At 41.5% G+C, this 25,797-nt stretch carries 14 protein-coding genes; 8 read left to right on the top strand and 6 right to left on the bottom strand.

Annotated features, from left to right (window positions below; translation table 11 throughout):
* Window positions 1-482: 482 nt before the first annotated feature.
* Window positions 483-1,289: a peptidylprolyl isomerase gene (locus AM228_RS25965; protein WP_054469816.1), complete on the bottom strand. Its 807-nt coding sequence runs from the start codon at window positions 1,287-1,289 to the stop codon at window positions 483-485.
* 645 nt (window positions 1,290-1,934) lie between these two features.
* Here AM228_RS25965 and AM228_RS25960 point away from each other — a divergent pair.
* The 3 genes from AM228_RS25960 to AM228_RS25950 all read left to right on the top strand — a co-directional run bounded on the left by AM228_RS25960 (window position 1,935) and on the right by AM228_RS25950 (window position 5,908).
* Window positions 1,935-2,828: an SPFH domain-containing protein gene (locus tag AM228_RS25960; RefSeq protein WP_054469815.1), complete on the top strand. Its 894-nt coding sequence runs from the start codon at window positions 1,935-1,937 to the stop codon at window positions 2,826-2,828.
* 500 nt (window positions 2,829-3,328) lie between these two features.
* Entirely contained in the window at window positions 3,329-3,499 is a 171-nt protein-coding gene (locus tag AM228_RS33590) for a hypothetical protein (RefSeq protein ID WP_156332064.1), read from the top strand.
* A gap of 993 nt (window positions 3,500-4,492) precedes the next feature.
* Window positions 4,493-5,908, top strand: a complete 1,416-nt coding sequence (locus AM228_RS25950) for a methyl-accepting chemotaxis protein (protein WP_054469813.1) — start codon at window positions 4,493-4,495, stop codon at window positions 5,906-5,908.
* Between the two features lie 202 nt (window positions 5,909-6,110).
* On the opposite strand, the gene AM228_RS25945 is transcribed toward AM228_RS25950, so the two are convergent.
* The 3 genes from AM228_RS25945 to AM228_RS25940 form a co-directional block, all read right to left on the bottom strand.
* Entirely contained in the window at window positions 6,111-9,281 is a 3,171-nt protein-coding gene (locus AM228_RS25945) for an FAD-binding and (Fe-S)-binding domain-containing protein (protein ID WP_054469812.1), read from the bottom strand.
* The gene (locus AM228_RS33585; protein ID WP_156332063.1) at window positions 9,278-9,427 is read right to left on the bottom strand and encodes a hypothetical protein; all 150 of its coding nucleotides are present in this window, start codon (window positions 9,425-9,427) and stop codon (window positions 9,278-9,280) included. The genes AM228_RS25945 and AM228_RS33585 overlap by 4 nt, the downstream gene beginning before the upstream one ends.
* Before the next feature lie 208 nt (window positions 9,428-9,635).
* On the bottom strand, window positions 9,636-10,292 hold the full coding sequence (locus tag AM228_RS25940) for a GAF domain-containing protein (RefSeq protein ID WP_054469811.1): 657 nt from the start codon (window positions 10,290-10,292) through the stop codon (window positions 9,636-9,638).
* 946 nt (window positions 10,293-11,238) lie between these two features.
* Here AM228_RS25940 and thyX point away from each other — a divergent pair.
* Window positions 11,239-12,663 (top strand): FAD-dependent thymidylate synthase, encoded by a 1,425-nt coding sequence (gene thyX, locus AM228_RS25935; RefSeq protein ID WP_054469810.1) that lies wholly within the window; start codon window positions 11,239-11,241, stop codon window positions 12,661-12,663.
* A 108-nt stretch (window positions 12,664-12,771) separates the two neighbouring features.
* Here thyX and AM228_RS25930 read toward each other — a convergent pair whose 3' ends face one another.
* Both AM228_RS25930 and AM228_RS25925 read right to left on the bottom strand, forming a co-directional pair.
* Complete coding sequence (locus AM228_RS25930; protein WP_054469809.1) at window positions 12,772-13,893, bottom strand: ATP-binding protein; 1,122 nt, start codon at window positions 13,891-13,893, stop codon at window positions 12,772-12,774.
* Window positions 13,894-13,895: 2 nt separating this feature from the next.
* Complete coding sequence (locus tag AM228_RS25925) at window positions 13,896-17,876, bottom strand: PAS domain S-box protein (protein WP_054469808.1); 3,981 nt, start codon at window positions 17,874-17,876, stop codon at window positions 13,896-13,898.
* 478 nt (window positions 17,877-18,354) lie between these two features.
* Here AM228_RS25925 and AM228_RS33580 point away from each other — a divergent pair, with 478 nt between their 5' ends.
* The 4 genes from AM228_RS33580 to AM228_RS25910 all read left to right on the top strand — a co-directional run bounded on the left by AM228_RS33580 (window position 18,355) and on the right by AM228_RS25910 (window position 25,777).
* Complete coding sequence (locus AM228_RS33580) at window positions 18,355-18,597, top strand: hypothetical protein (protein ID WP_156332062.1); 243 nt, start codon at window positions 18,355-18,357, stop codon at window positions 18,595-18,597.
* A gap of 55 nt (window positions 18,598-18,652) precedes the next feature.
* Window positions 18,653-18,847, top strand: coding sequence for a hypothetical protein (locus AM228_RS25920; RefSeq protein ID WP_054469807.1), 195 nt, complete (start codon window positions 18,653-18,655; stop codon window positions 18,845-18,847).
* Window positions 18,848-19,289: 442 nt separating this feature from the next.
* Window positions 19,290-20,585 (top strand): P-loop NTPase fold protein, encoded by a 1,296-nt coding sequence (locus tag AM228_RS25915; RefSeq protein WP_054469806.1) that lies wholly within the window; start codon window positions 19,290-19,292, stop codon window positions 20,583-20,585.
* A gap of 197 nt (window positions 20,586-20,782) precedes the next feature.
* Entirely contained in the window at window positions 20,783-25,777 is a 4,995-nt protein-coding gene (locus AM228_RS25910; protein ID WP_054469805.1) for a hypothetical protein, read from the top strand.
* Window positions 25,778-25,797: the final 20 nt, after the last annotated feature.

Below are 25,797 nucleotides of genomic sequence, written 5' to 3'. Positions count from 1 at the left end.
TTAATTGATGACACGCCCTAGGGGGTAATACCCCTCATTGATGTGCTAGATTAAATTCAGTAGATTCACCCTGATTGCAGACGCCCTTAGTTTGGGCGTTTTTTTTGGCCATTTTCCCGGCAAGCCAACCAAAGGGGGATCCAGGGAAGAACCCCGCCCATCAAGGCAAAAAATTTTTTTCAAATCCGATTAAATGAGGGGTCATACCCCTCATTGATGTGCTAGATTAACTTCAGTAGATTCACCCTGATTGCAGACGCTCCTTGTTTGGGCGTTTTTTTATTGGATGCGTTCCCACCTAATCAGTCATCAGCTATCACTTATCAGCTAGTAGCTATTATTTGTTAGTTATCAAACAACAATTAATCACCAGCAACTAATAACTAATAACCAACAACTACCAACTAAAAATTAATAACTAACAACTATCAATCAACAACTATCAACTAACCCCTGACCTATGACGGCTGAATGCTTAAGAATTACCTAGGATTTTCGGGTGATTTTCGTGATAAATAAGTTGTAATCGATTGATATGTCATGTCCTGACTTTGACATTTCTGTAATCGATATTGCACTTCCAAGTGTAGCCAATTTTCAAATAATTTATCTAATATTTTTTCCTGAATTTCTGGGGTTAAATCAAGTTGAGTCACTTCTTCCACTAACATCAAATGATACCCAGCGGCAGTTTTCACCGGCGGAATAATTTCCCCGACATTTCCATTCAGAATCGCCTCAACGAGTTCTGGATCTAATTCAGCCATAGAAACCCAGCCACTATAACCACAACTTAGTCGGCGGCGCTGGTCGATGTCATAAAGATGGGCGGCTTCAAAAAAACTTAATTCTTGCTCTTCAATTTGATAAAATAAATCCGTGGCAATTCTTTCAAATGGTACAATAATTTGATACAGCAATATTTCTTGAAATTCACTTTTATGTTCCATGAAATATGCTTCAACTTGGGATGCAAACAAATGTTTAGCAAGTTTTTTGGCTAATAAGCGATCGCTAATTATCTGTTCCCATTCTTCATACAATAATCCGCGACCGACTAACCAAGCAATTAAGTCGGAACTGGTTTCTAGATGATGCTGGGTTCTAAACTGATGACATTCATCTTGAATTTCCTCTAAGGTGATGATCGGGTTGATTTGTTCCGCAAATTCTTTAACAATTTTACCCGATAATATCTTGACAATAACTTCTGGTAGGGTTTGTTCTTGTTTCAGAAAATTAATAATTTCTTTGGCAGTAATTCCCGCTGTAATTTGTAAATTAACCATGATAGCCCCTCATTTCTAAGATAATCTGTAGCGTTTTATGAATTGAACGTAAACCCCGGTGATAAATTTAGTAAAATTTAACTGTAAGCCCTATAATTCAATCGATTAAAATTTCAGACAAATTATTTAAAAATTTTGAGTAAAAATATCCCAATTCTGTGATTGATAGTGTTGATCGGGGTTTTTCGAGTTTACCTAAGCAATTAAATCTGATCTCACTCATGGCCGATCGGCGTATTCATGCAGATTGACTGGTCAATTCAAGATTTTCATTGAGAGATGATTGAGATCCGTGAGATCCTTTCCCTTAGCCTTGTTCGTTCGCTTTAGCGTGCCGGAGGCAATCGCTCTTATAAGCAGGAATTTGGTTAGCGAGCCAAAATTGTCACCTTGATTGTCACCTAGTTTGTTCCCTTATGTTACATATTATCTCTCTTTTTGATAAATAATGCTGCCAATTTGGCAAAATTATTTGATGGCTTCTCCTCACCGGGGCTATGGGGATAAATCTTGTTTGTGAGGATTTCTCTAGGGCTAAGAGATTTCGGGTCAGGGATTTTTGGTTCTCATCCCTAGCCCACGTTGGCGGATTCAAAAGGGCGCTATAACATAGTCATATTGGTATGGATGATCAAATAATCAAAAATGATGCAAGAAATTCCGGCTTTTAAAATCAATGGATTTATCGCTTTGGGGGCGGCGATCGCCGCAGCCTGGGTGGGACTATGGCTAACCGGGGATATCACCCAGTTAATCAATCAATTAAATCGAGGCGAAGTGGCGCCGCCTGCTTTACTCGGAGTGGTGTTATTGATGGTGGCTACTATGACGTTACTGGGTTTGACTACCCTAGAACCCAATCAAGGGCGGGTGCTGATTTTTTTGGGTAACTATAGTGGTACAGTGCGCGATCCTGGCTTTTGGTGGGTGAACCCATTGGCTTCAAAAGAATTGATTTCTTTGCGCGTGCGTAATTTTAATAGCGATCGCCTCAAGGTAAATGATGCCCAGGGCAACCCGATTGAAATTGCGGCGGTGGTCGTTTGGCGGGTGGTGGATTCCGCCAAAGCCCTCTTTGACGTTGAATATTATGAAGAATTTGTGGCGATTCAAAGTGAAACGGCCATTCGTTCTCTGGCAATTCGTTATCCTTACGATAGCGGCAACGATCAAGAAGCTTCACTCAGAGGTAGTCCTGATGAAGTCGCAGCCGCCCTCAAACAAGAGGTGCAAGACCGCTTAGGAGTGGCTGGGGTGGAAACGATCGAAACTCGGCTGTCTCATTTGGCTTACGCCCCGGAAATTGCTCAGGTGATGTTGCGCCGTCAGCAAGCCCAAGCGATTATTGCCGCCCGTCAGCAAATTGTCGAGGGGGCGGTGAGTATGGTGGAAATGGCGATGAACCAGTTGCGCGATCGCCAGATTATTGCCTTAGATGATGACCGCAAAGCCAAAATGATCAATAATTTGCTAGTGGTTTTGACTTCTGAAAATAATATTCAACCTGTAGTAAATGCCGGTCATTCCCCAGAAGCTTGAGGGTTTTGTACTTGACCAATATCATGCCAGCAGCCTATAGAACATTTACGCAAAAAAGCCGTCGATGCTTACGATCATGGCGAACGCAAAATCCACATCTGTCGAACCTTAAATATTAGCCGCAATACTCTTGACCTCTGGTTAAAGCGTCGAAAAGAAACGGGCAGGGTGGCGGCTAATACCCAGTATCGGGGGGTCTCAATCGAAAATCAATGATCTCGAAATTTTTGAGAGTTTGGCGGTCGAGCATGGACATTTGACACAAAAAGAAATGGCTGAAAAATGGCCTGCACCAGTCAGGTCTTGATGGGAAAAGCAGTCAAGAAAATTAAATTCACTCGTAAAAAAACCTATAGGTACGGGGAAAGAAATGAACAAGCAAGAGCCGAGTTCCAAAAAGAAATTAGCCGCTATGCTCCCAAGAGACTGGTTGATTGGGGGCGATCGCTAAAGATAATGTGGTTTATCGGTGGCTGTTCTCAAAGTTTATATAACTCGCTATGGCAGGATTTGCCGAGAACAGAGTCAATATACTTGAAGTGGTTGTCACCACAGTTGCTAGTTTTATTGCCAGTGTGCTTGCCAGTGTGCTTGCCAGTGTGCTTGCCAGTTTGCTTGCCAGTTTTCTGGTTAGCCCAAGTCGCATTTCTTGTTTCTACCGTAATTCTTAAAAAAAGAGATTTGCTCTGATTAATATCCAACGAGCCAAGGCTATGTTTGTAAATGCACTTTTATGTCAATTGCTGTTTAGTGTATCGAAAAAATCGAGTTAGATTCATCATTCTTTATGAAATTTTCATTATTGGCGGTATTTCTCGCTGAATTATGAATTTTTAGTAAATTTTAGTAAAATTACTTGACATTTTTTTTAACTTATGATTTCCGATTCCCAATTCTAGGGACAATTCAAAGATCGCCCATACTTCGGCGGGCATATCGGCGGGGAGAAGAGAGGCGATCGCCCTTGTCCCCTTTTTTCCCTTTTTCCCCCTTTTTCCCTTTTTCCCCCTTTTTCCCTTTTTTTCCCTATTTTTGTAAAATTATCATTAAATTTCTGAGAATGTGTGAGTTTAATCACCCAGTTTACTAAAATATCTGCCATGATATAAGTAGGACAAAATTACAGGAGAGGCAAAATGAACCACTCACCAGTAGACAGCGAAAAAGACAAAAGTTTTCCCCTGCATAAATTTCTGCAAAAATTTATCCATCCGTCGAGGAAAAAACCCCCCAAGAACGAAACACACCGCCTCTGAATTCCTCGAATTTTTCTCCGGTTATTGAGTAAAACGATCGCCCCTGGGTTGACCAGGATGAGAACACAGATAGGAAAACACCCCGATCCCAACAAGGCAATGGAATCGGGGTTTTTCTTGACTTTTTACCCTGGATCCAATGAATGATCCAGCAAATTTTTTAAATCCAATTATTGGGTGTACTTACTTCAGTCAAACCATTGTTTTTTTTACAAAACTTTAAAACTTTTTTTTTGGAAAAATAGTATAATACAAGATCATAATTCAGGGTTTCTTAACGTTTAAGCTTCTTCACAAATTTTAACGTTGGCTCAAACAGATCCGCTTAAATGAATCGATGAGTTTTTGACAGGTTCAAGGTTATTTACTCTAGAAAAATATTTTTTAGGCAATTTCAGAGGAAATGTTATGTTGAATTTGACTCAGGTTCGGATCCGGTGGCTAATTGTCATCGGCTACTCAGTTCCCATTCTTTTATTGCTACTATCGACTTATTTGATTAAAGGAAGCGTTCAAAGGGCATCTCGTGCAGTGAGTGAACTCGATGCCTACAATGTCATTGAAAAACAAGGGGATGAAGTTGCTTTTACGGTAGAACACTTGCGAGTGGTGATTCGTTGTTATATGCTGGATCCGAATGCGAAAATTTTACAGGAATTAAAACAAAATATTGAACTGTATCACAATTTAGCCGCAGCCTACCAAGCTAAGATTCAAAATTCGGAACAACAAAAAATATTTACTCAATATAAGAGCCAGGTAGATGCAGAGATCGTATTTGTAGAAACCGAATTAATTCCTTTGATGAATCAAGGAAAGTTAGCCGAATCTCGCCACAAATGGCATCAAGAATACTATGGAGAGATTCAGAATGAACTGGCAACCTTGATGGATCAGTTTCGCGAAACCGGAGAAATTAAATACGCCGATATCAAACAAGAACAAGATACCGCATTAAGTCGGATAGATCCATTGATTTTGCAAGTGACTGCCGCCTCGGTAATCGTGGGGATCGCCACAGGTTTTTTGATTATTTCTGTTTTGATCCAACGCTTGAATCAAGAAGCGATCGCGATCGCTTCTTCTTGTTCGCAAATTGCCGAAACTTTCACGGAACAAGACCGGACTGCTAGTGAACAAGCTTCGTCCGTTAATGAAACAACAATTAGTATTGAACAGTTGCGGCGATCCGCAGAAAAATCCGCTTTGCAAGCCGAATCTGCCGCCGTGGGTGCGCGTCAGATATTACACTTGGCCAGCGGCGATCGGGAACATTCGGAACATGGCAACGGAACCGTTTGTTTACAAAAAGCTTCAGAAGAAATTGCGGACAAAGTGCAGTCTTTGAGTGAAGAACTCAATCAAATTTATCGCATTACTAATGTAGTGACGGAATTAGCCAGTCAAACGAATATGCTGGCACTCAATGCCGCAGTGGAAGCGGTTCGTTCTGGAGATCAAGGAAGAGGATTTGCCGTTTTAGCCACAGAAATTCGTAAACTTGCCGATCAAAGTCGCAAGGCTTCTGAACGAATTAATCAGTTAATTGAGAATCTGCAAAAATCGGCTAATTCTACGGTGACTATCACAGAAAAAGGCACCCAGGCGGTAGAAAATATGGTCACGGCGATTAATGATATTTCTGGAAATGTGCAAGAGATTGCTTCAAATGTTCAGGAGCAAGCCAGTGCCATCAATCAAATTATGATTGCCATGAATACGATTAATACAGGAGTTCAACAAACTTCTAGCAGAATTAGTCAAACGAAAATCGGAATTGAACAACTGGATAAAACGGCGCAACATTTGAAAGCCTTGGTTTAGATTCGTGCTAGTTTTAGCCATTTTCCCTGGAGTTTATTACCTAACAATTCAAGTAATTCTTGTTTCAATTGTTCTAAATCCTGCGGTTCATCAATCGGGTTTCACTCATCTTTTGGGTAGAGAACCCAGAAACCGGGTTTTTTTCTGGCGATCGCAGTTAACTTAGGAATCCCAACCAGAAACCCGGTTTATTATGGGTAATTTAGATTAACTTTAACAATGCTTGTACCGGATGCAATGGCTGCCAACCGTCAAACCGCTTTACTTGCGATCGACAAGAATATCCGGTAGCTAAAATATAGGCTTGTTTCTCTACATTTTCTGGCAATTGCCGACCCCAACTCATCTGATAAATGCCTTGAGATTCCCCATAATGTTCCGCTTCATGTCCGTAAATTCCCGCCATGCCACAGCATCCAGTTTCTACCAGATTTAATTGTAACCCAATGGCATAAAAAATTTGTTGCCATTGTCGTTGGGAAGCTAAGACAGCGGTTTTTTCGGTGCAATGTCCGAATAATTGATAAGACTGAAAATGGTTATTATAATGCTTAACTTTCGGTAATCGATCTAATTGGCTGACTAAGAATTCTTGTAATAACTGGACAGGGAGGTTATTGTCGGTTGGGATAACTTTCTGATATTCGTCTCGATAGGTGAGGACGATGCTGGGTTCAATGCCAATTATGGGGATATTTAAACCAGCGATTTGCTGGAAATATTGGGCATTTTTATGGGCGATCGCGCCAAATTCAGTTAAAAATCCTTTCACATGGAGAGGTTTACCACTGGGAAAAAATGGCGACACATAAACCGTATATCCCAGTTTAGTCAAAAAGTCGTAAGTATCCAGCACCAAATCAGATTCATAGAAACTGGTAAACGCATCTTGAATTAAGATAACACTATTTAATTTTTCACTTTCACTCAGGTTGGCTAATTTCTCTAGGTCAAACTCTGGGGCTTTTCTTGCTGCCAAACCTTGCTGAACTGTCACCGGACTAACTACCGGGGGATCGACCATCTTTAGACTATGGCGAATTAACCAGAGACTAACAGGATTTTGGCTTAATAAATTCACCAATCCTGGGGCAAAAGATTGCCATTGTGCCAAGGTTTCAATATAACCAATGAAGTAATCTCTCAACGGTCGTAAATATCGAGTATAATAGAGAGATAAAAACTTGGCTTTCATCTCTGGAATATCCACATGAATTGGGCATTGAGTCGCGCAAGCTTTGCAGGATAAACAACCGTGCATCCCGGCATAAACTTCATGGGAAAAGTCATAAAATTCCAGAGATTTTTGCAGGGTATTCCAGACTTTAAGTGGGAAATTTGCAGATGGGAACAGGGAACAGGTCTGGGTAGGGTAAGAGGCAATATTCCCCGTTCCCTGATAACCGAAACCCGTTCCCTTTTTTCCGATTTCTAATTGCCGTAACCATTCCCGGAGTAAACTAGCGCGACCTTTGGGAGAATGAATGCGATCGCGTGTTTCCTTGGAGGAAGGACACATCACTTGATCCGGATGATAATTAAAACAAGCCCCATTGCCATTACACTTAAATGCCGCCTCATATTCTAACTGCAACTCCGGGGAAACTTGGCGATCAAATTCGCCCCGTAGCGGCGATTCTAGGGGGACAACTGCCGCATCACTGCCAAAAGGCGTCACAATTTTACCCGGATTTAATTGATTATATGGATCAAAAGCTGCCTTAATTTTCCGTAAATCTTGATAAAGTTCTTCTCCAAAGAATAGGGGAGTATATTCACTTCTAAAACCCTTACCATGTTCACCCCACATCACCCCGCCATATTTCCGCACCAAAGCCACCACTCGATCCGACAATTCTCGGATTAAAGCTGCATCTTCTGGCGCTTTCATATCCAAGGCAGGACGCACATGAAGACAGCCCACATCAACATGGCCATACATAGCATATTCTAGCTGATATTTACTCAGTAAACTTTTAAATTCCCCGATATAATTGGCTAAATTTTCTGGTGGTACGGCAGTATCTTCAATCAAAGCAATGGGTTGACGTTTTCCCGGTTTATTCCCCAATAAACCCACCCCTTTTTTCCGCAATTCCCAAAGTTTTGTCGATTCCTGGGCATTTTTTGCCAAATAATAACCAATAGCAGGTTTTGTAGGGGCGAAGCATTCGCGCAGATAGGCATCGGTTTCTAGCGGAGATTTATCCGCGAATGCTTCGCCCTCGGTATGGTGAGGCGATTTATTTTTATCGGCTGCGATCGCTGCACAAATTGCCTCTATCTTGTCGTTAACTGCCGATTCATTTTCCCCCACAAACTCAACTAAATTAATTGCTTTGGCATCCCCAATAAAATCTTTAACCTCATCATAAATTTCATCATTTTTAGCCAATTGTAGAATCGTTTCATCAATCGTTTCAATCGCTGCGGGTTCTGCCTTTAATAAATTTTCGGCAGCGGATAACGCATGATCAAAACAGCGATAGTGAATCACTAATAACCTTTGGGCTTTGGGAATCGGGGTTAATCTTAACTTCGCTTCCGTAATTACCCCTAAAGTACCTTCTGACCCGGCTAATAGCCAGTTTAAATTAAAAGTATTTTGTTCTTTATCATAAACCTTAGCTAAATTATACCCAGTCATAAACCGAGTTATTTTCGGAAAAATATCGGCAATTAACTCTTGTTTAGCAGTCACAATATCATCTACTTGGCGATAAATTTCACCCAGCCGTTTTGACTGTTGCTTAACCTGGGATAAATTAGGTAAATTAATAGAGTAGCTGTTGCCCACAGTTCCATCAGGCAAAACCCACTCTAATGCTAAAATATGATTACTCGTGCGACCATAAATCCGCGACCCTTTCCCACAAGCATCAGTATTAATCATGCCGCCAATAGTAGCCCGATTACTAGGGGCTAAATTCGGGGCAAAAAATACGCCAAATGGTTTTAAAGCTGCATTCAGTTGGTCTAAGACAACGCCCGGTTGTACCCGCACCCAACCCGCTGCTACATTCACCTCTAAAATCTGGTTCATATACTTAGAACAATCAATCATAATTCCCGGAGAAAGGGATTGACCATTTGTCCCCGTCCCCCCACCTCTGGGAGAAAAGGTTATCTGACGATAAGCGGGTTGATTGGCTAATTGAAATAGGGTAACTAAATCAGCAGTAGTTTTAGGAAAAACGACCGCTTGAGGTAAAATTTGATAGATACTATTATCCGTTGAAGCACTTAACCGACTGGCTAATTCGCCGTGAATTTCCCCAGAAAAAGAGGTTTTTTTTAGGGCGGCTAAAAATTCCGCATAGTCAGGTTTTAAAGTTTGATTTAAGGTTTGAGTTAGATTTAATCTGGGAATCATAAGCGACAGAAAAGAAACCGGGTTTCTGCGTTAACTTTGATATTATGGCACAACTTATCTAAAGAAATCCGGTTTCTAACCTCTCCAGGTTTAGGGGTTGCTGGTGGGGGCAAGAAACCGGGTTTCTTGCAGGGGCGAATGGCCATTCGCCCCTACTTGCTGGGTGGCAAGGGTTGACTGAAGAAACCCGGTTTCTAACCTCTCCAGTAGATAATGGCGCTAACATAGAAATATCTCTCTCTTTTTTTGGGCATTCATCCATGAATAACCCCCAGAGTTTTTCCCTTTGTAATAACGGCAGCACCAAATTAGCCCTAACCTGAAAATCCTCCAGCATTTCTTGATGAAAATCACTCAGCCCCCGGCGTAGATATCGGCAATCACCTGCATCCGACCCTGCTGATACTGACTGGCGTACTGTCCGCCAAAGCAATTGTCGTGAACTTTGAGGGCAATCGTTGAGGGAAACGGTGGCACCACATCCTCGGAAAGGATTTCCCCATCGCTATAGTTAGAATTGGGTTCAAACCGAAAAATTGCCACGCGATCGCATTGCAAAAGTTGCCGCACCTCACAAGCGGTGGTCTGAAAAATCGTCGGTAAATCCAGCGATCGGCGAATGCGATTAATAATAGCCGCCACCGCCTTCTCTCGTCCCACCGCTTGCTCCACCACTGAGGCTAATTTCTCTGATTCCTGGCGTAGTTCTTGCACCGACTCCATTTGCTGCACCGCAATTCCTAACTGTAACGCAATATTTTGCGCCAATTTAATCTCTGACTCCTGCCAAGAACGGGGTTGAGAACATTGGTGAACGCAAAGCCAACTCCACGCTTTTTCCCCGGTTAAAATCGGCAATGTCAGACTCGCCTTTACCTGCAAACGCAGCAGCAGAATTTCCAAATCCCATGATGGTAATCCGGCTTCATAGATATTATTTACCGCCCAAATTTCCCCCTGATGATAATTAGCAATTTGGGTTTTAGCCAAACCATACTGTTCGATGGTCATTCCAAAAGCTGAGGGTAAATTTGCCGCTACATCCTCACAAATAAATTATCCTGGAGGACAAGCGCTTACTCTCAATGGCACTAAATGATTTTACGGCTGATTCATAGGATTTTACCTGACATTAGCCAGCCGATAAATGGCAGCTTAATCGACCTACATTTAAGCAGTCACGAAATTCGCTGTCTACGGTTTTAAAAATACTCTTTATATTCAGAAAATGTTTAATTTTAAAAATTAACACCAATAAAAATTTTTTGATTTTTATGGCAAAATACTGTGGAATAAATACAGCGTTTATTTCTGTTATTTTAGCATTTAATTATCGGAGTTTTTTAGGTGTTTATTTTTAAAATATTAATTAAAGTAATTAATATTTTAAAAATAAAAAAATCTGGTAGATCGCGATCAGAAAAAATAATTTTATCTAAAAGACCGGGGCAATTCATCATTGTCTTTAAGATAGATTGCGTTAGTCCTGACCTGATGGCTAGTTTCAGCATAACATTTTTAACATAATATTATCCCTGACTAAAACTTACGTCAAATTCAGAGAAAAAAACTGTGAAATCATATTTGTAATTTGTAAAAAGACGGGTTATGGCTTGTTTCAGCCTCTCTCCGGTTTTCTCTTTCCAGAGAGGCGATCGCGATCCTGTCAGAAGGCAAGGGTCGATCGGGGTTGATGACCCTTGGTTCTTGAAGCTCCTAAAGATCCTCTCTCTGTAATCATTCAGTGATATACGGCGGGCGGATCAACCATACTGCGGGAATTTGAGGATTTATGCCAGAATTGTCTCAAGAATCAGTGATAGTGATACGGTGATAGTGATAAAATGTGAGCGACAACGGATCGAGCGGTAATTTTCCCTCAGAAAAATCATCATTATCTGAGTTGTACTATGATTGCGATCGCTGTCACTCAAAGTTACAAATTATTAACGATTTTATGGATCGATTTCGTGTAGAGGTGATTGCCAAAACCTCCAATCCTCAGCAAGTCATTTATGGGGCAATGCACCAAGATTATTGTGAGGATTTTGTTATAGATCAACGGGATACATGGCCGTCGGAAAGCAAAAGTGGGGAGATTATTGTCAAGCGATTATTGGCAGGCGATCGCGGGCACTTTGGGCCTGTTGAACACCCCACTATTGTCTTTAATTGCGGATATTTTCCCCATAGCGTGATGCAACAAATTAGAACTCATCGCGTGGGAATTTCTTTCGACGTGCAGTGTCTGGCGGGAAATACTGAGGTGACATTTGTTCATGCTAGTGGCAGTTTACGCAAAATCAAAATTGCGGAACTTTACGAGTTGTGGACGAATGGAGAAAAAGCGATTCGCCAACGATTAAAACAAGGTCGAAACGGAGAAACCCCTGGAGAATATCGTCGTGATTGCAAAACCCGAATCAAAAAAATGCGGCTAAGGGTTCTGAATGAAACCACTGGTTTTTTTGATCTCGGACATATTAAGGATGTGATGGCTAAAGGGATTCAACCTGTTTATCGCCTAACTTTAGAAGATGGTAAAACCTTAGATTGTACGACCAATCACCGCTTATTTACCACATTCGGCTGGCAAACAATGGGGGAAGCGGTCGGTTTAATGACAGCCGAAGATGGTCAGGTAATCAGCATGACCAAAAATTGCTTGGTCTTATGTAATGGCATGGCAGTGGCAGGCAATAGACTTTATAGGGATAAAGAGTTTCTAGAACAGAAAAATAACAAAGAGGCGGAGTTTGCCAAACATTATCAACCAATTCTCGAACCAAAAAATTGGCAGCCTAAACCGAAATCACCAGGGAATAAACTCCGATCGCATCCAATCAAGGTAAAAAGCGTTGAATTCCTGGGGTTAGAAATGACTTATGACCTAGAAGTAGAAGGCCCTTGGCATAATTTTGTCGCCAATGGTATGGTGGTGCATAACTCTAACCGCTATACGGGAAATCGGATCGTTGATGCGGCGAAAGGAAAACGCGATTTGGAAGACGTATTTTATCTCCGTCCCGTGGGCAGCTACACCGATCGCCAAGGAAAGCGTTATGACTATACTCAAGCACAACGCGATCGCGATTTAGCCTGGTGCTTAGAAGCGGCAAAACGCTATCAACAACTGATCGCTGAAGGGGCTGCCGAAGAACACGCGAGAGGGATTATTCCCTTTGATGTGCGACAACATTGGGTGATGTCTTTAAATGTGCGATCGCTCATGCATTTGCTCGATATGCGCTGGAAAAAAGACGCCCAATTAGAATGTCAGAAACTCTGCGATTTAATTTGGCCGCATTTCCAAGAATGGGTGCCAGAAGTTGCCGAATGGTATCTCCAAAATCGGGCTAAAAAATCTCGATTAGCGCCATAAAGTAGTTATTGGTTATTGGTTGTTGGTTATTCTGTATTTTAAGCAACAAGCAACAACCAATAGCCAATAACAAACAATCAATAACCAATAACAACTAACCAATAACATTTATGATTGATTTACTGGCAATTTAACAATCACCGTTGTCCCCTGATTTTCTTGGCTTGTGATTTCAACAGTTCCGTGATGTAAATCCACCACTCGCTTGACGATCGCGAGTCCTAATCCATTCCCCGGAATTTGCATCACATTGCTGCCTCGTTTAAAGGGTTCAAACAAATTGCCTCGATCTTTTTCAGGAATTCCCATGCCAGAATCTTTAACTTGCAAGCAAATATAATCCGCATCCCCAATTAAACTTAAATAAATTTGGCTGCCTAGGGGAGAATACTTAAAGGCATTATCTAGTAAATTATTCAGAATATGCCAGAATAAATGCTCATCTAAATAAGCCTTGATAGATTCACCTTGATGGGCAAAACTTATCGCATAGTTTTTTCCTTCGCGATATTGAATTTTATCCATAAAGTTTTGACATATTGATAGCACATCTAGCAACCTAGGTTTAAAATTACTTTCTGGATTTTCTGTCTTGGCCATCAGCAAGATTTCTTCTAATAAAATATTCATCATATCCGCTGTTTTTTCAATTTCTTTGAGGGCATTTTGCTTTTTATATTCTGACCATTTTTTAGCGGATAAATTCATCAATTGAACCCAGGCTTTAATATTAGTAATTGGGCTGCGTAAATCATGGGAAACCATCAACAAATAATCTGACTTTTTATCATTTTCCTGTTCCGCTTGCTGTTTTTGGGATTCTGCCTGGGTCAAGGCTTGTTTAATTTCCAGTTCTTTTTGATAGCGCGATCGCGCCACTTCAATAGCGGCTAGGAGTTCTTTATCCTTAAAAGGTTTGAGTAAATAACCAAAAGGATAAGTGACTTGAGCTTGTTTAACGGTCTTATCATCCCCATAAGCGGTTAAATAAACCACTGGGATATTCTGTTGGGTATAAATTGCTTGAGCAGCTTGAATACCACTCATTTCATTTTGCAACATAATATCCATTAAAACTAAATCCGGCTGAGTTTTGATGGCGGTGGCGATCGCCTCTTCTCCAGAAGCGACAATATCGGCGATGGTATAGCCCATTTTTTCTAAACGAATCGCGATATCTTCTGCCACAATAGCCTCATCTTCGACAATCAAGATTTTAAACTGAGACATGACTAAAATCTCCTAAATTCTTGGGGTTGCGGAAAAGTCAGTTGGAACACTGTACCGCCTTGATTTTGCATTTCTAATTGGCCTCGAAGTTGACGGGTAAGTGCTCTTACTAGACGTAATCCCAGGGAATTCGTTTCAGCGATATTGAGGTCTTTGGGCAAACCGACCCCATTATCCCTAACTTCTAAAAATAGTGTTCCCTGAGAAATTTGAGTAAACACAATCGTAATTTCACCCATCCGAGCCTTACCTTGTCCTGGTTCTCGGTAGGGAAAGCCATGTTTCAGGGCATTCGAGACCAGTTCATTAATCAACAAACCACAGGCGATCGCGGTATCCAAATTGAGATCCACATTGTTCACCTGCAAATTCAGGCCAATCAAATTGGGACTCACATTATAAGAATCAAATAAATTTCGGGTTAAACTTTTTAAGTAATCCGCAAAATCAACCTTAGCCAGATTATTAGATTGATAGAGCTTTTCATGGATCAGCGCCATTGAACGGATCCGATTTTGGCTTTCGGCAAGAATCGACAAGATTTGCGGGTCTTGAATATACATAGACTGCAAGGAAAAAATGCTGGAAATTACCTGCAAATTATTTTTCACCCGATGGTGAACTTCCTTGAGCAGCAGTTCTTTTTCTTGCAAAGACGCTTGTAATTGCTGTTCCGCTTGCTTGCGGGCAGTAATATCCGTAATCACGGAGACGAAACCAATCACTTCCCCAGAACGATCCAGTCGATAGTTCCAAGCTACTTCTACATCAATAATACTGCCATCTTTGCGACGATGCTGAGTGGTGTAGATACTGGGGGGCAATTTGTGGTTGATCAAATTCCTAAAATATGTGGCTAAATGTTCTGGTTGTGATTCTCCGGCAGCTAAAGACCAAATAGATTTTCCCTGGAGTTCATTGAGTTGATAACCCAACATTTGTAAACCCGCTGAATTGATCAATGTAATTCGACCGCTTAAGTCAATTTCTCTAATCCCATAAGGCAATGTTTCCACCAGGACGCGATATTTTTCCTCACTTTGGCGCAATGCTTCCTCAGCCCGATAGCGATCGCTAATATCTCTGACCATAGAAATCAACCATTTCTGTCGATCGTAGGTCAAAAGTTTGGTGGAAATCAGCACCGTCCGTGTCGATCCATCTTTATGTAAAATCTGCCAATCTTGATTACTGATGTTTTTGCCTCGGAAGGCAGCGTTTCTGGCGGCCAACGCCTGAGTCCGGTGTAGAGAATCGGCATAAATCCAACTAAAATAATCAGTGTGCTCCGCTTCTTCTTTGGAATAGCCGGTAATTTCCTGCATTTTATGATTGTAAATAATAAACTGACCCTGCTGGTTACTCACGGTAATTCCTTCATTGGCCGTTTCTAAAACTGCATCGAGAAAGTCCCTAGAAGAACGCAACTCCTCTTTCACCTGTTTGAGTTCCGTAATATCGCGACTAAGAGCCATGACAAATTCTACCGAACCATCCCGGCCATATTCAGGCACTAAATGAGACTGATAGGTTTTCACTCCCCTGCTGGTGGAAAATTCAAATTCGATTAGTTGATCTTCGCCGGTATCAAATACTCGTCCAATGGTTTGATTCCAGACTAATAGAAGGTCTGGGGACATTCCCAACTCTTCATTAGTTTTACCGATAAATATTTCCGGGTATATTCCCGTGACCCGTTCCACCGCTGGGTTGACATAAACATGGCGAAATTGGCGATCGAACCGGGCAATTATATCTGGGGAATTTTCCACTAAAGCTTTAAATTCTTGTTCTCGTTGATAGAGTTGTTCTTGTGCTTGTTTCAGTGCGGTAATATCCCGATCTACCCCGATCAAAGCAAAAGGTTTTCCCAGGCGATCTTTGGCCAGAGAAAGAGAAGTATTCGCCCAGAAAGATGAACCATCTTTCCGTTTTTGCCAATACTGCCCCGACCAGTAGCCTGTTTCCGTGACTTGCTGAATTCTGGCTTCTTCTTCCGCTGCTTCATGGGGTTCGACAATAAAAGTCACCCGTTTCCCCATCACTTCTTCGGGAGTATAACCGTAGAGAGTTGTTGATGCTGGACTCCAATAAATAATATAGCCCATTAAATCCGTGACGACAATTGACTCGCGGACATTGTTGAGTAATTGGGCTTGGAATTGTAATGTCTCTTCGGTTTGTTTGCGATCGCTGATATCAACCGCTGTCCCCAGCATTGTTTCTGGCAAACCATCTGGAGTCCGGCTTAAAATTACATCCCAAGTATGCAGCCACCGCCATTCTCCGTGGGCATTTTTAACTCTAAACTCATTTTCTAAGACTTCTCCATCTTTGGCTTTAGCCAATCTTTCTGAAAGTGCCGTCATTTTTTCCATATCGTCAGGATGTAATCTTTCCACAAAAAATGCGAATCCCTGACGTTGAATTTCTTCCGGTGAACAACCAAAAAATTCTCGATGCCGCTCGTTGGCATAGATATTATGCTGTAAAATTACGTTAAAAATATAAAGCAATTGAGGTGTTGTATCGGCAATTTTTTGCACTAAATCATGGGCTTGAGTTCGGAAAAATATTTCTTGGTTTTTTTGCTTATTTATGGTATTTAAATTTACATTAATATTTTGTTGATTTTCTATTTTTTTGGTTTTTATTTTGATTTTTTTTAAAGATTTTTTGAGTTTTTTTTCTAGACTTATCCGATAAGTCACATCTTGAATAAGCGAGAGAATCGCAATCACATTTCCTGACTCATCTCTCAGAGTAGAATTATACCATTCACAAGATCGCAGCGATCCATCCTTGGTGTAATGGTGATGGCAAATAAAATTTACCGTCTCCCCTTTTTTGACTAATTTATAAATTTTTTGATGAATTAGCTTCATATCTTGAGGTTGAATAAACTGCCAATCTTTCAAATACTTGCCTACGAGATATTCTGCCGTCCAACCAAATATTTTTTCTGCGGTTTTAGACCATTTTTGTAATTGAAAATATCCGGTAAATTCAATTACCGCTAACGGAGTATTATCCAGATAACATTTTAATCGCTGATAAGCTTGTTTAAGGGCAAGTTCCGATCGCTTGCGTTCGGTAATATTCATGGTGGCACAAGTCACCCCGATGAGATTTCTGCTGCTGTCATATAAAGGATCGACGGTGAGATCGTAGAAATTAACTTCCCCTTGCATGGTTACATTCACTTCTTCTCGATGGCTGATACCCGTGTCTAACACGCGCTGTTTAATCTCAACCAAATGCAGAGCATCTTCAGGGGGCAGCAGTTCTAGATCGGTTTTCCCTAAAACCGCTTCAGCATTAATATCATGGGGATTATAAACCCAGGTGTAACGCAACTGTCGATCCTGCTGAAAAACGGCAATGGCCGAATTTTTCAGTGCTGCTTCCAAGGGAGTTTGAGTTTGAATCAGGTTATTTTCTATCTCTTCAAAACAGGGGGGTTCGGGAGAAATTGATAACTTTTGATTGTTTTGACATTCGGTGAGGTTAATACTGACACCAACCAGGCGATAAATTAAGTCTGGAGTATTGTCATTTTCCGGTATAATAACGGCGCGATCGCCTCTATCTATCTGATCTTTTTCTCCCTGATTTTGGCTGGCTGCTGAAGCTTCATTTATCAAAGGAACTAAGGTAGTAATCCATAAATTTTTTTCCCCTTCAACCGGCCAATATTCTTCATAAGCAATACTCTGATTTAACTCGATACAATAATTAAAATTAGCCGCGATCTTTTGGGCGATCGCCTCTGGAAAGACCTGACTCAGGGTTTTGCCTGAAATCATTTCTTTAGACTTTCCCATCACCGTTTCATACCGTGAGTTAACCCTGACAAAGAGAAAGTCCCCTGATGGCAAAACATCTATCACAAAGGTCAGATCCGGCAATGTTGGAGCATTCCCCTGATTGACGCATTCTGGATTACCTGATTTTTTGGGGTTATCGATATTGAAATTGATCATAATTCTTGAATTTCCCGATCTGCCGCCAAAGATGATTTATCCTGAAATCACCTTTTGACTAATTATATCAAATGCCCTGGAAGCCCGCGATGGAACTATAGGGAAATTAGCCGGACATTAGCCGGACATTAGACCATACTTTCCCCACCCGACAATACCCAGAGAATTTAATTTAATTATCTGGTAATTATCTGGAATTTAGTCACCTCGATCGCTTCTCCAGTCCTCTACATGAAAATCTACATAAAAATCTACATAAAAATACATTGATCGGCGGGGCGGAGGTTAGCCCAGGAGTGGCTCCCATCTTTCCCTTGCCGAAAAGTCCTCAACCAACCAATAGGTTATAATAAATAAGTAACTAGCAACCAAATATAAAAAATTAACCGTTACAAGTTGCAGAACACAAATTCTAGTAAAGTAATTTACCGGAGCGAATCCGGTAAGTGGTGAAGAAACAATTAGAGGGTGTCGAAAGTTGGCGGTTCAACTTGTAACAACAACGGTTAACTGGTCAAAAGCCCTTGATTTTTGCTCGGTGAGCCAACGCAACCGGAGAAACTATTTCCGCGATCGCCTGGTCTTTTATTCTGACGACAAAATATTCGGCAATATTCGGCAGATTACTGAGATGATCGTTAAAGTAAAATTCGGTTGCCGATTGTCAAGCGATCGCCACGAGGGTCTAGAAGCTTTAGGAGGTGTTTTTAATGAAGGGTAAATGTTTCCGTGGAATAATTCTTTGCTTATGGGTGATAGGAACCGTAAATTTGGCAATGAAACCGATCCTAGCCTGGGATGATTTGCATATGCCAAAATTTCCAACCAATCATCCCCTCAACGGGTTAAATCAAGAGATGATGCGCTCCCAGAATTCCCGGAATCTGGAAACGTGGCAAGTCTCAGCTAGAGGTGAAGTGAGTGAAGATTGTCTGCTGTATGGAATTTGTTCTGACAGCAAAAAAGATTAATAAACGCACAAAAAAACCGGAAAAATAAGTGAGATTGTTTTCGGCGATCGGAAAATGAGTGCATTAATTCCTCGTAATTCCAGGACAATCGGTGCTGATGGCTATTTTTTATTTTTTTATAGATTATTACTTTTCCGATAATTTTTTTTTAAATTAACCCGCAAATATTCAATGTTCTTTACCCAATAATTATCGAGTCGTTTACAGCTAATAAATCTAATACCCCGGCTAAATCATGCCATAGCATATATTCCAGGCAAAAAGATAAAAATTCTTATTGCCATGATTATCTGCCTAGATATATTTTTTTGGGGATAAATAATCAAAATATTATAATAAAATAAGTAAATATTTAAACCAAATAACTAATGTAACAGTCTATAGCTATAAGCATATTTTACGTAAAAATATGTTAAGTTATAAAATCTGAGATTTGGAAAAAATGAACCTTAACTTACGTCAATTTTATCATGCTTGTAATCCGAGTAAAACTCTGGTATTTGGTCATCCCGAACAACGACGCTATTATATTGATTTATCTTCAGTACGCGGTGGCAAGATTATTGAAGAACTAAGCCGGACGATCGTCCGCTTATCTCCCGACGATCCTACTTGTCAGCTATTTACTGGGCATATTGGCTGTGGCAAGTCCACGGAATTGTTAAAGCTGAAACAAAATTTAGAAGAAAACGGATTTTATGTGGTGTATTTTGAGTCGTCAGAAGATTTAGAAATGGCTGATGTGGATCTGACGGATATTTTATTGGCGATCGCCCATAAAGTCAGTGAAAATATCAAAAGCAAATCCATTTATACGCAATCTGCTTATTTCCAAAACCTATTTACCGAACTCTACCATCTTTTACCCAACTCTCTGGAATTTTTCAACGGATTAGACTTTGACTTAGTTATTGGGCAAATTACTGCCCAATCTAAAGAAAGTCCCAAACTCCGCACGCAATTACGCCAATATTTAGAGCCGCGTACCAGTGGAATTTTAAACTCAATTAATACGGAAATTATTCATCCGGCAACCACCCAGTTGAAGCAACAGGGAAAAAAAGGATTAGTGGTGATTGTGGATAACTTGGATCGGGTCGATAATAAACCTGTGGCGTCCGGGCGATCGCAGCCAGAATATTTATTTGTTGATCGCGGCGAACAACTGCGAAAACTTAACTGTCATTTAGTTTATACCATTCCCCTTTCTTTAATTTTTTCCTCATCTTCGGAATTCTTGAAAAATCGTCTAGGGGGTGGGGTGGCACCAAAAGTTTTGCCGATGGTGCCCGTCCATTTGCGATCGGGAGAAGAATGCCAACAAGGCTTAAGCCTCTTGCGTCAGACTGTGTTAGCTAGAGCATTTCCTGACCTGGACTCTGCCGCCCAACTGAGTTTAATCACGGAAATTGTCGATACACCAGAAACTCTAGATCGCCTCTGTCGCATCAGTGGTGGACATATTAGAAATTTATTAGGATTAATTTATCGCTGTTTACAAAGTGAGGACCCTCCATTTCCCAGAAGTTTAATCGAAATGGTGATTTCAGAACGCGCCGCTGAATTGAGTTTAGCTATTCAACCCGGTGATTGGGAATTATTGCGAGAAGTCGCCCAAACGAAACAAGTCCGAGGTGAAAGTAACTATCAAAGACTGTTACGCAATATGTCAGTATTTGAATATCGCGTTGGCAATTCTGGTCGTTGGTTCGATATTAATCCTATGTTATTTTATTAGTGATAGTTGATAGTTGCTTGTTGAGCGTTGACCTTTGCTTGTTGATAGTTGCTTGTTGATAGTTGCTTGTTGATAGTTGCTCGTTGAGCGTTGAGCGTTGAGCGTTGATAGTTGAGCGTTGAGCGTTGAGCGTTGACGATGACAGTCTGCCCCCTCCCCCTTGTATCCCCCTTGTCCCCCACCCCCAAACCTTACCTATGCACCACCAATCCCCTGGCAATTCAGAAAAACGCAATCAAGGAACCCTGAAGATGCTTCGCAGGGCGATATCCTTTTCCGGTGGGGAGTTTTCCCTGATTTTGGTGCGCTGTAACTATCAGTTATTGCGCGATCGCCTGTTGGAAAAACTGCAAGAATTCCCAGAGTTAGAAATTCGCACTATTTCCTTGATGCCATCCACACAAACTCTCTATCAAACCATTGCCGAGGGACTCGGTAAAACCATGCCTCATGCTTTTATGGTGTTTGGGTTGGAATTGTTAGAAAATCTTGATGGGCTGGTGACAGCTACCAACCAAGTTCGCGATGAGTTTAGAAAGAATTTTCCTTTTGTGCTGGTTTTGTGGGTAAATGACCCGGTACTGAAAGTTTTAATTCAAAAAGCGCCGGATTTTCATAGTTGGGCAACCAGTTCTGAGCTAATCTTAAGCCATAATGAGTTAATTCGCTTGCTGGAAGAAATGAGCGACCGTGTTTTAAGTGTATGCTTAGAAGATGGTTCAATGCAGTTTCGCTCAAATCAAGAATTTTTGGGCGATCGCTATCGTTTGGAACTAGATGCAGCCCTGAAAGATTTGCAGGCATCCGGGTTAATTTTACCCCCAAGACTAAATGCTAGAGTGCAGTTTATTTTGGGACGAGATGATTATGGGCGCGATCGCTTAGATCGAGCCTTAGTTCACTATCAAGAAAGCTTAAACGCTTGGTGGCAAGAAACCCAACTATCGGGCAATGTTGAAGCATCAGAGGTGGTGCCAATTGCCGCGATCGACGGTGATTCCTCGGCCATAATGTTGCCCAATCTGGCATCATCTTCAGACTGGGTTGAATATGCACTGGTGAGATTTTACCGAGGCATAACTTTTTGCCGAAAAGCAGATATAGAACAAACAAAACGGGAAGAATATTTAACCCAAGCACGGCGAGAATTAGAAAAATGTAAAGAAGCCCTTGAAGAGTCGGGGCGAAAAGATTTAACCGCCAAGTTTTTAGGTCAATTGGGATTAGTCTTTCAACGGTTGTCCGATTGGCCAGCGTTGGCCAAGCAAGCGAAACAATTACTCAAGTTATACCAGTCCGATCGTCATCCTTATTTTTTAGCCCAAAGTTATGGATTTCTAGCACAAGTTGCCTTACAAAAAAAGCAATGGAAAAAAGCAAAAAATTGGACAAATAAAGCATTAACCATTATTGGTAAACATGAAAATTATCCTCAGATTAGCGGGTTATATACGCTGCTGTTAGCCCGATCGCAAGCCAAGTTATGTCAGCAAGATTTAGCGATCGCCAATCTGATTGATAATCTGAAAATTGCTCGTACAGATCCCGATTACGATCCGCAAATTTATCTAGATAGTCTGAAAGAATTGCGTTCGCTTTATTTTGAACAAGAAGACTATTTAGCTGCTTATGATTTAAAGCAAGAACAACGGGCGATCGAAGCTCAATTAGGTTTACGGGCTTTTATTGGTGCCGGAAAGCTGCATTCTCAATGCCATTCCCTCAACCCCACCATTTCCCAAATATCTCTGAATAGTACCGTAGCCCAAGAAATTAAAGCTTCTGGACGGGAGCAAGATGTCAACAATTTAATTAGTCGTTTAGGACGCAATGACTATAAACTCACCGTCATTCACGGACCATCTGGAGTTGGTAAAAGTTCTTTGGTTCAAGCTGGACTGGTGCCACAACTGCGACAACAAACGATCGATGCGCGAACCCCCTTGCCATTGGTGGTGCAAGTTTACACCGATTGGTTAAATACCCTGGAAGTTGCTTTATACCGGGATTTGCAATGGTTAGGCAAAACCGCAGTAGGAGCAATTCCCCCTGTGGTTGCCCATTCAGTCAATACCGATGAGATAGAAACATTTGCCCAAAAACGGGGGAGAGTTTTGGGAGAATTACAGCAAAATGCCGATCGCAATTTGCTGACCGTGTTGATTTTTGACCAATTTGAAGAGTTTTTCTTTGTCAAAAAAACTTTAGCGGAAAAATACCAGTTTTATGAATTTTTACGAGATTGTTTGCATTTACCCTTTGTCAAAGTTATCCTGTCTTTAAGAGAAGACTACTTACATTATTTATTAGAGTGCGATCGCCTCTGTCCCATTGAAACCTTTAATCAAGATATCTTAAATAAGAATATTCGCTACTACTTGGGAAATTTCAGTAAGAAAAATTCCTATAATGTGATTAATGGGTTAATGGAACGTTCCCAAATTAAATTAACTCCCGAATTACTAGATCGCCTAGTGGATGATTTGGCGGATCAACTGGGGGAAGTGCGACCCATTGAATTACAAGTGGTTGGCGCCCAACTGCAAGCCCAAAATATTAGAACTCTGGCGGAATACGAGCAGTATGGACCAAAAGAAAAGCTGGTGGAACGGTTTTTAGAAGAAGTAATTTTGGATTGTGGCCCCAAAAACCAACGGGCGGCTCGGTTACTGTTATACTTTTTAACCGAAGAAAATGGAATTCGTCCCTTAAAAACTTTAGGGGAATTAGCTAGTGAATTAGTTGCCTCTGGGGTGAATGTTAAACAGTTAGAATCGATTTTAGAAATTCTCGAAAAATCCGGTTTATTATTTAAACTACCGGAAGTCACCACCAATCGCTATCAGTTAGTTCACGATTACCTTGTCGCCTTTATTCGTCAGCAACCGGACATTCAACAAGAACTCCGAGAGTTGCAAAAGAAATATCAAAAACTGGTTCAAGAAAAAGAATTAGCCGATCAGTTAGCAAGGGCGAAAGAAAAAGAAAAGAAAACCCTACAATTTACCCGCAATTTAACCGCCGTTGGGCTAATGATTTTTGTCGGCTTATCAGCGATCGCATGGCATCAGGCGCAAATTACTAAACAAGCGGAGCAACAGGCAAAAAACGCCGCCGAACAAGCGTCCTTAGCGGCAAAGGAAGCGAATATAGCCCGCCAACGGGCGCAAATTGCGGAAATTGAAGCCACCAACGCCGCCACCAAAGCCCTGTTACTTTCTAATAATCAATTAGAAGCATTAATTTCCGGGGTGAAAGCGGCGACCAAAATTCAAAACTTAAATTCAGCACCGGCTGATATTCAAGCAGAAACGGTGAAGCAACTTTATAAAACAGTCCATCAAACAGCGGAAATCAACCGTTTACAATCCCATCGAGATAGTGTGGTCACGGTCAGTTTTTCCCCAAAAGGAGATATTTTGGTCAGTGGCAGTATCGATAATACGGTTAAAATTTGGCATCGTGAAGGCACAATTTTACGGACGATTTTTGCTCACGACCAGCCCATTACTAGAGTCGCCGTCAGTCCCGATGGTCAATTAATTGCTTCTGCCAGTGTTGACAAAACCGTCAAACTCTGGAACCGTGAAGGCGAGACTGTCGCCCTGATGCGAGGTCATACCCAAGGTGTTACTGGGGTGAGTTTTTCCCCCACCGGGGATTTAATTGCTACCTCCAGTCAAGATGCCACCATTAAACTTTGGCAGCTAGACGGAACTTTGGTCAGAACTTTAAACGGACACGATCAAGCTGTCACCAGTGTGACTTTTAGCCCTAGTGGGCGAATTCTGGCTTCCACTTCTGCGGATAACACGATCAAATTGTGGAGCGATCGAGGTACTTTGTGGAAAACTTTAAGAGGTCATACCGAAGCCGTTACCAGTGTGAGTTTTTCTCCAGATGGACAGCTTCTCGCCAGCGCTAGTGGCGATAAAACCGTGAAACTTTGGCAGGCTGATGGTACTTTGTGGAAAACTTTAAGCGGCCATCGCGATCGCGTCTGGGGAGTCAGTTTTAGTCCCGATGGCAAAATCTTAGCTTCTGCGGGTGCGGATAATACCGTAATTTTATGGAAAAGTGACGGCACTAAAATCCGGGAACTGGGGGGACACAGGGGGGTAGTCCGTAGCGTTAGTTTTTCCCCGGATACCCAAATCTTAGCTTCTGCCAGCAGTGATAACACCATTAAACTTTGGAAAACCTTTGCCAGTGGGGAATTACCGGCGCTGAAATCCCATAATCAGCCCGTTTTGGCGGTTTCTTATTCTCCCGATGGCCAAATCCTGGCTTCCGCGAGTGAAGATAAAACCGTGCGACTCTGGTCAGTGAGCGATCGCAGAGAACTTCACCAGTTGATCGGACATCAACAAGCGGTATGGGATGTGAGTTTTTCTCCCGATAACAAATTGATTGCTACCGCGAGTGGCGATCGCACCGTGCGACTTTGGCAGATTGGAGATAAATCTAATCAAAAAATTATTGGCAAACTTATCGGCGAACATGGGGCAAGAGTTCTCTCCGTTTCGTTTAGTCCCAATGGTAAAACCATTGCTTCCGCGAGTGAGGATGGGCTGATCCAGTTTTGGGATTTAAATGGGAAAAAACTTCAGTCCATAGAAGGCCATTCATTGGCAATTAATCGAATTAGTTTTTCTCCAAAGGGCGATCGCTTTGCCACTGCTTCCAGCGATCGCACGGTGAAAATTTGGCAAGGGGATGGAACTTTGCAGACTACTTTATATGGTCATAAAGGGGAAGTCTGGAATGTGACTTTTTCCCCCACCGGCGATCGCCTCGCCACCGCCAGTAGTGATAATACAATTAAACTCTGGGATACGGAAGGAAATTTGCTGAAAACCTTAGAAGGTCATTTAGGCTCAGTTTACTGGGTCAGCTTTAGTCGAGATGGCCAATTAATCGCCAGTGCCAGTAAAGATCAAACCGTCAAACTTTGGGATGCTGAAGGAAATTTGCTAACCACTTTAGAAGGTCATACCGCAGCAGTATTGAGTCTCACTTTTAGTGCCGATAGTCAAGCCATTGCTTCAGCGTCTCAAGATAACCGAGTGATTCTCTGGAATTTATCTTTAGAACGACTGTTGTTAGAAGGATGTCATTGGCTAAAAGACTATTTGACCAGTCATCCGCATAATATGGAGCGCGATCGCAATCTTTGTCAGAATCAAGGATAGAGGGTGTAGGGTGTAGCCCT

The sequence above is a fragment of the Planktothricoides sp. SR001 genome, assembly GCF_001276715.1.
Taxonomy (GTDB): Bacteria; Cyanobacteriota; Cyanobacteriia; order Cyanobacteriales; family Laspinemataceae; genus Planktothricoides; species Planktothricoides raciborskii.
This window is presented reverse-complemented; position numbering and strand designations above follow the sequence as displayed.

Excerpts from the sequence above, each read along its gene's own strand:
- AM228_RS25965 (WP_054469816.1), bottom strand. The coding sequence starts at position 1,289 with ATGGTTAATTTACAAATTACAGCGGGAATTACTGCCAAAGAAATTATT.
- AM228_RS25960 (WP_054469815.1), top strand. The coding sequence starts at position 1,935 with ATGATGCAAGAAATTCCGGCTTTTAAAATCAATGGATTTATCGCTTTG.
- AM228_RS33590 (WP_156332064.1), top strand. The coding sequence starts at position 3,329 with ATGGCAGGATTTGCCGAGAACAGAGTCAATATACTTGAAGTGGTTGTC.
- AM228_RS25950 (WP_054469813.1), top strand. The coding sequence starts at position 4,493 with ATGTTGAATTTGACTCAGGTTCGGATCCGGTGGCTAATTGTCATCGGC.
- AM228_RS25945 (WP_054469812.1), bottom strand. The coding sequence starts at position 9,281 with ATGATTCCCAGATTAAATCTAACTCAAACCTTAAATCAAACTTTAAAA.
- AM228_RS33585 (WP_156332063.1), bottom strand. The coding sequence starts at position 9,427 with ATGGCCATTCGCCCCTGCAAGAAACCCGGTTTCTTGCCCCCACCAGCA.
- AM228_RS25940 (WP_054469811.1), bottom strand. The coding sequence starts at position 10,292 with ATGACCATCGAACAGTATGGTTTGGCTAAAACCCAAATTGCTAATTAT.
- thyX (WP_054469810.1), top strand. The coding sequence starts at position 11,239 with ATGGATCGATTTCGTGTAGAGGTGATTGCCAAAACCTCCAATCCTCAG.
- AM228_RS25930 (WP_054469809.1), bottom strand. The coding sequence starts at position 13,893 with ATGTCTCAGTTTAAAATCTTGATTGTCGAAGATGAGGCTATTGTGGCA.
- AM228_RS25925 (WP_054469808.1), bottom strand. The coding sequence starts at position 17,876 with ATGATCAATTTCAATATCGATAACCCCAAAAAATCAGGTAATCCAGAA.
- AM228_RS25920 (WP_054469807.1), top strand. The coding sequence starts at position 18,653 with ATGAAACCGATCCTAGCCTGGGATGATTTGCATATGCCAAAATTTCCA.
- AM228_RS25915 (WP_054469806.1), top strand. The coding sequence starts at position 19,290 with ATGAACCTTAACTTACGTCAATTTTATCATGCTTGTAATCCGAGTAAA.
- AM228_RS25910 (WP_054469805.1), top strand. The coding sequence starts at position 20,783 with ATGCACCACCAATCCCCTGGCAATTCAGAAAAACGCAATCAAGGAACC.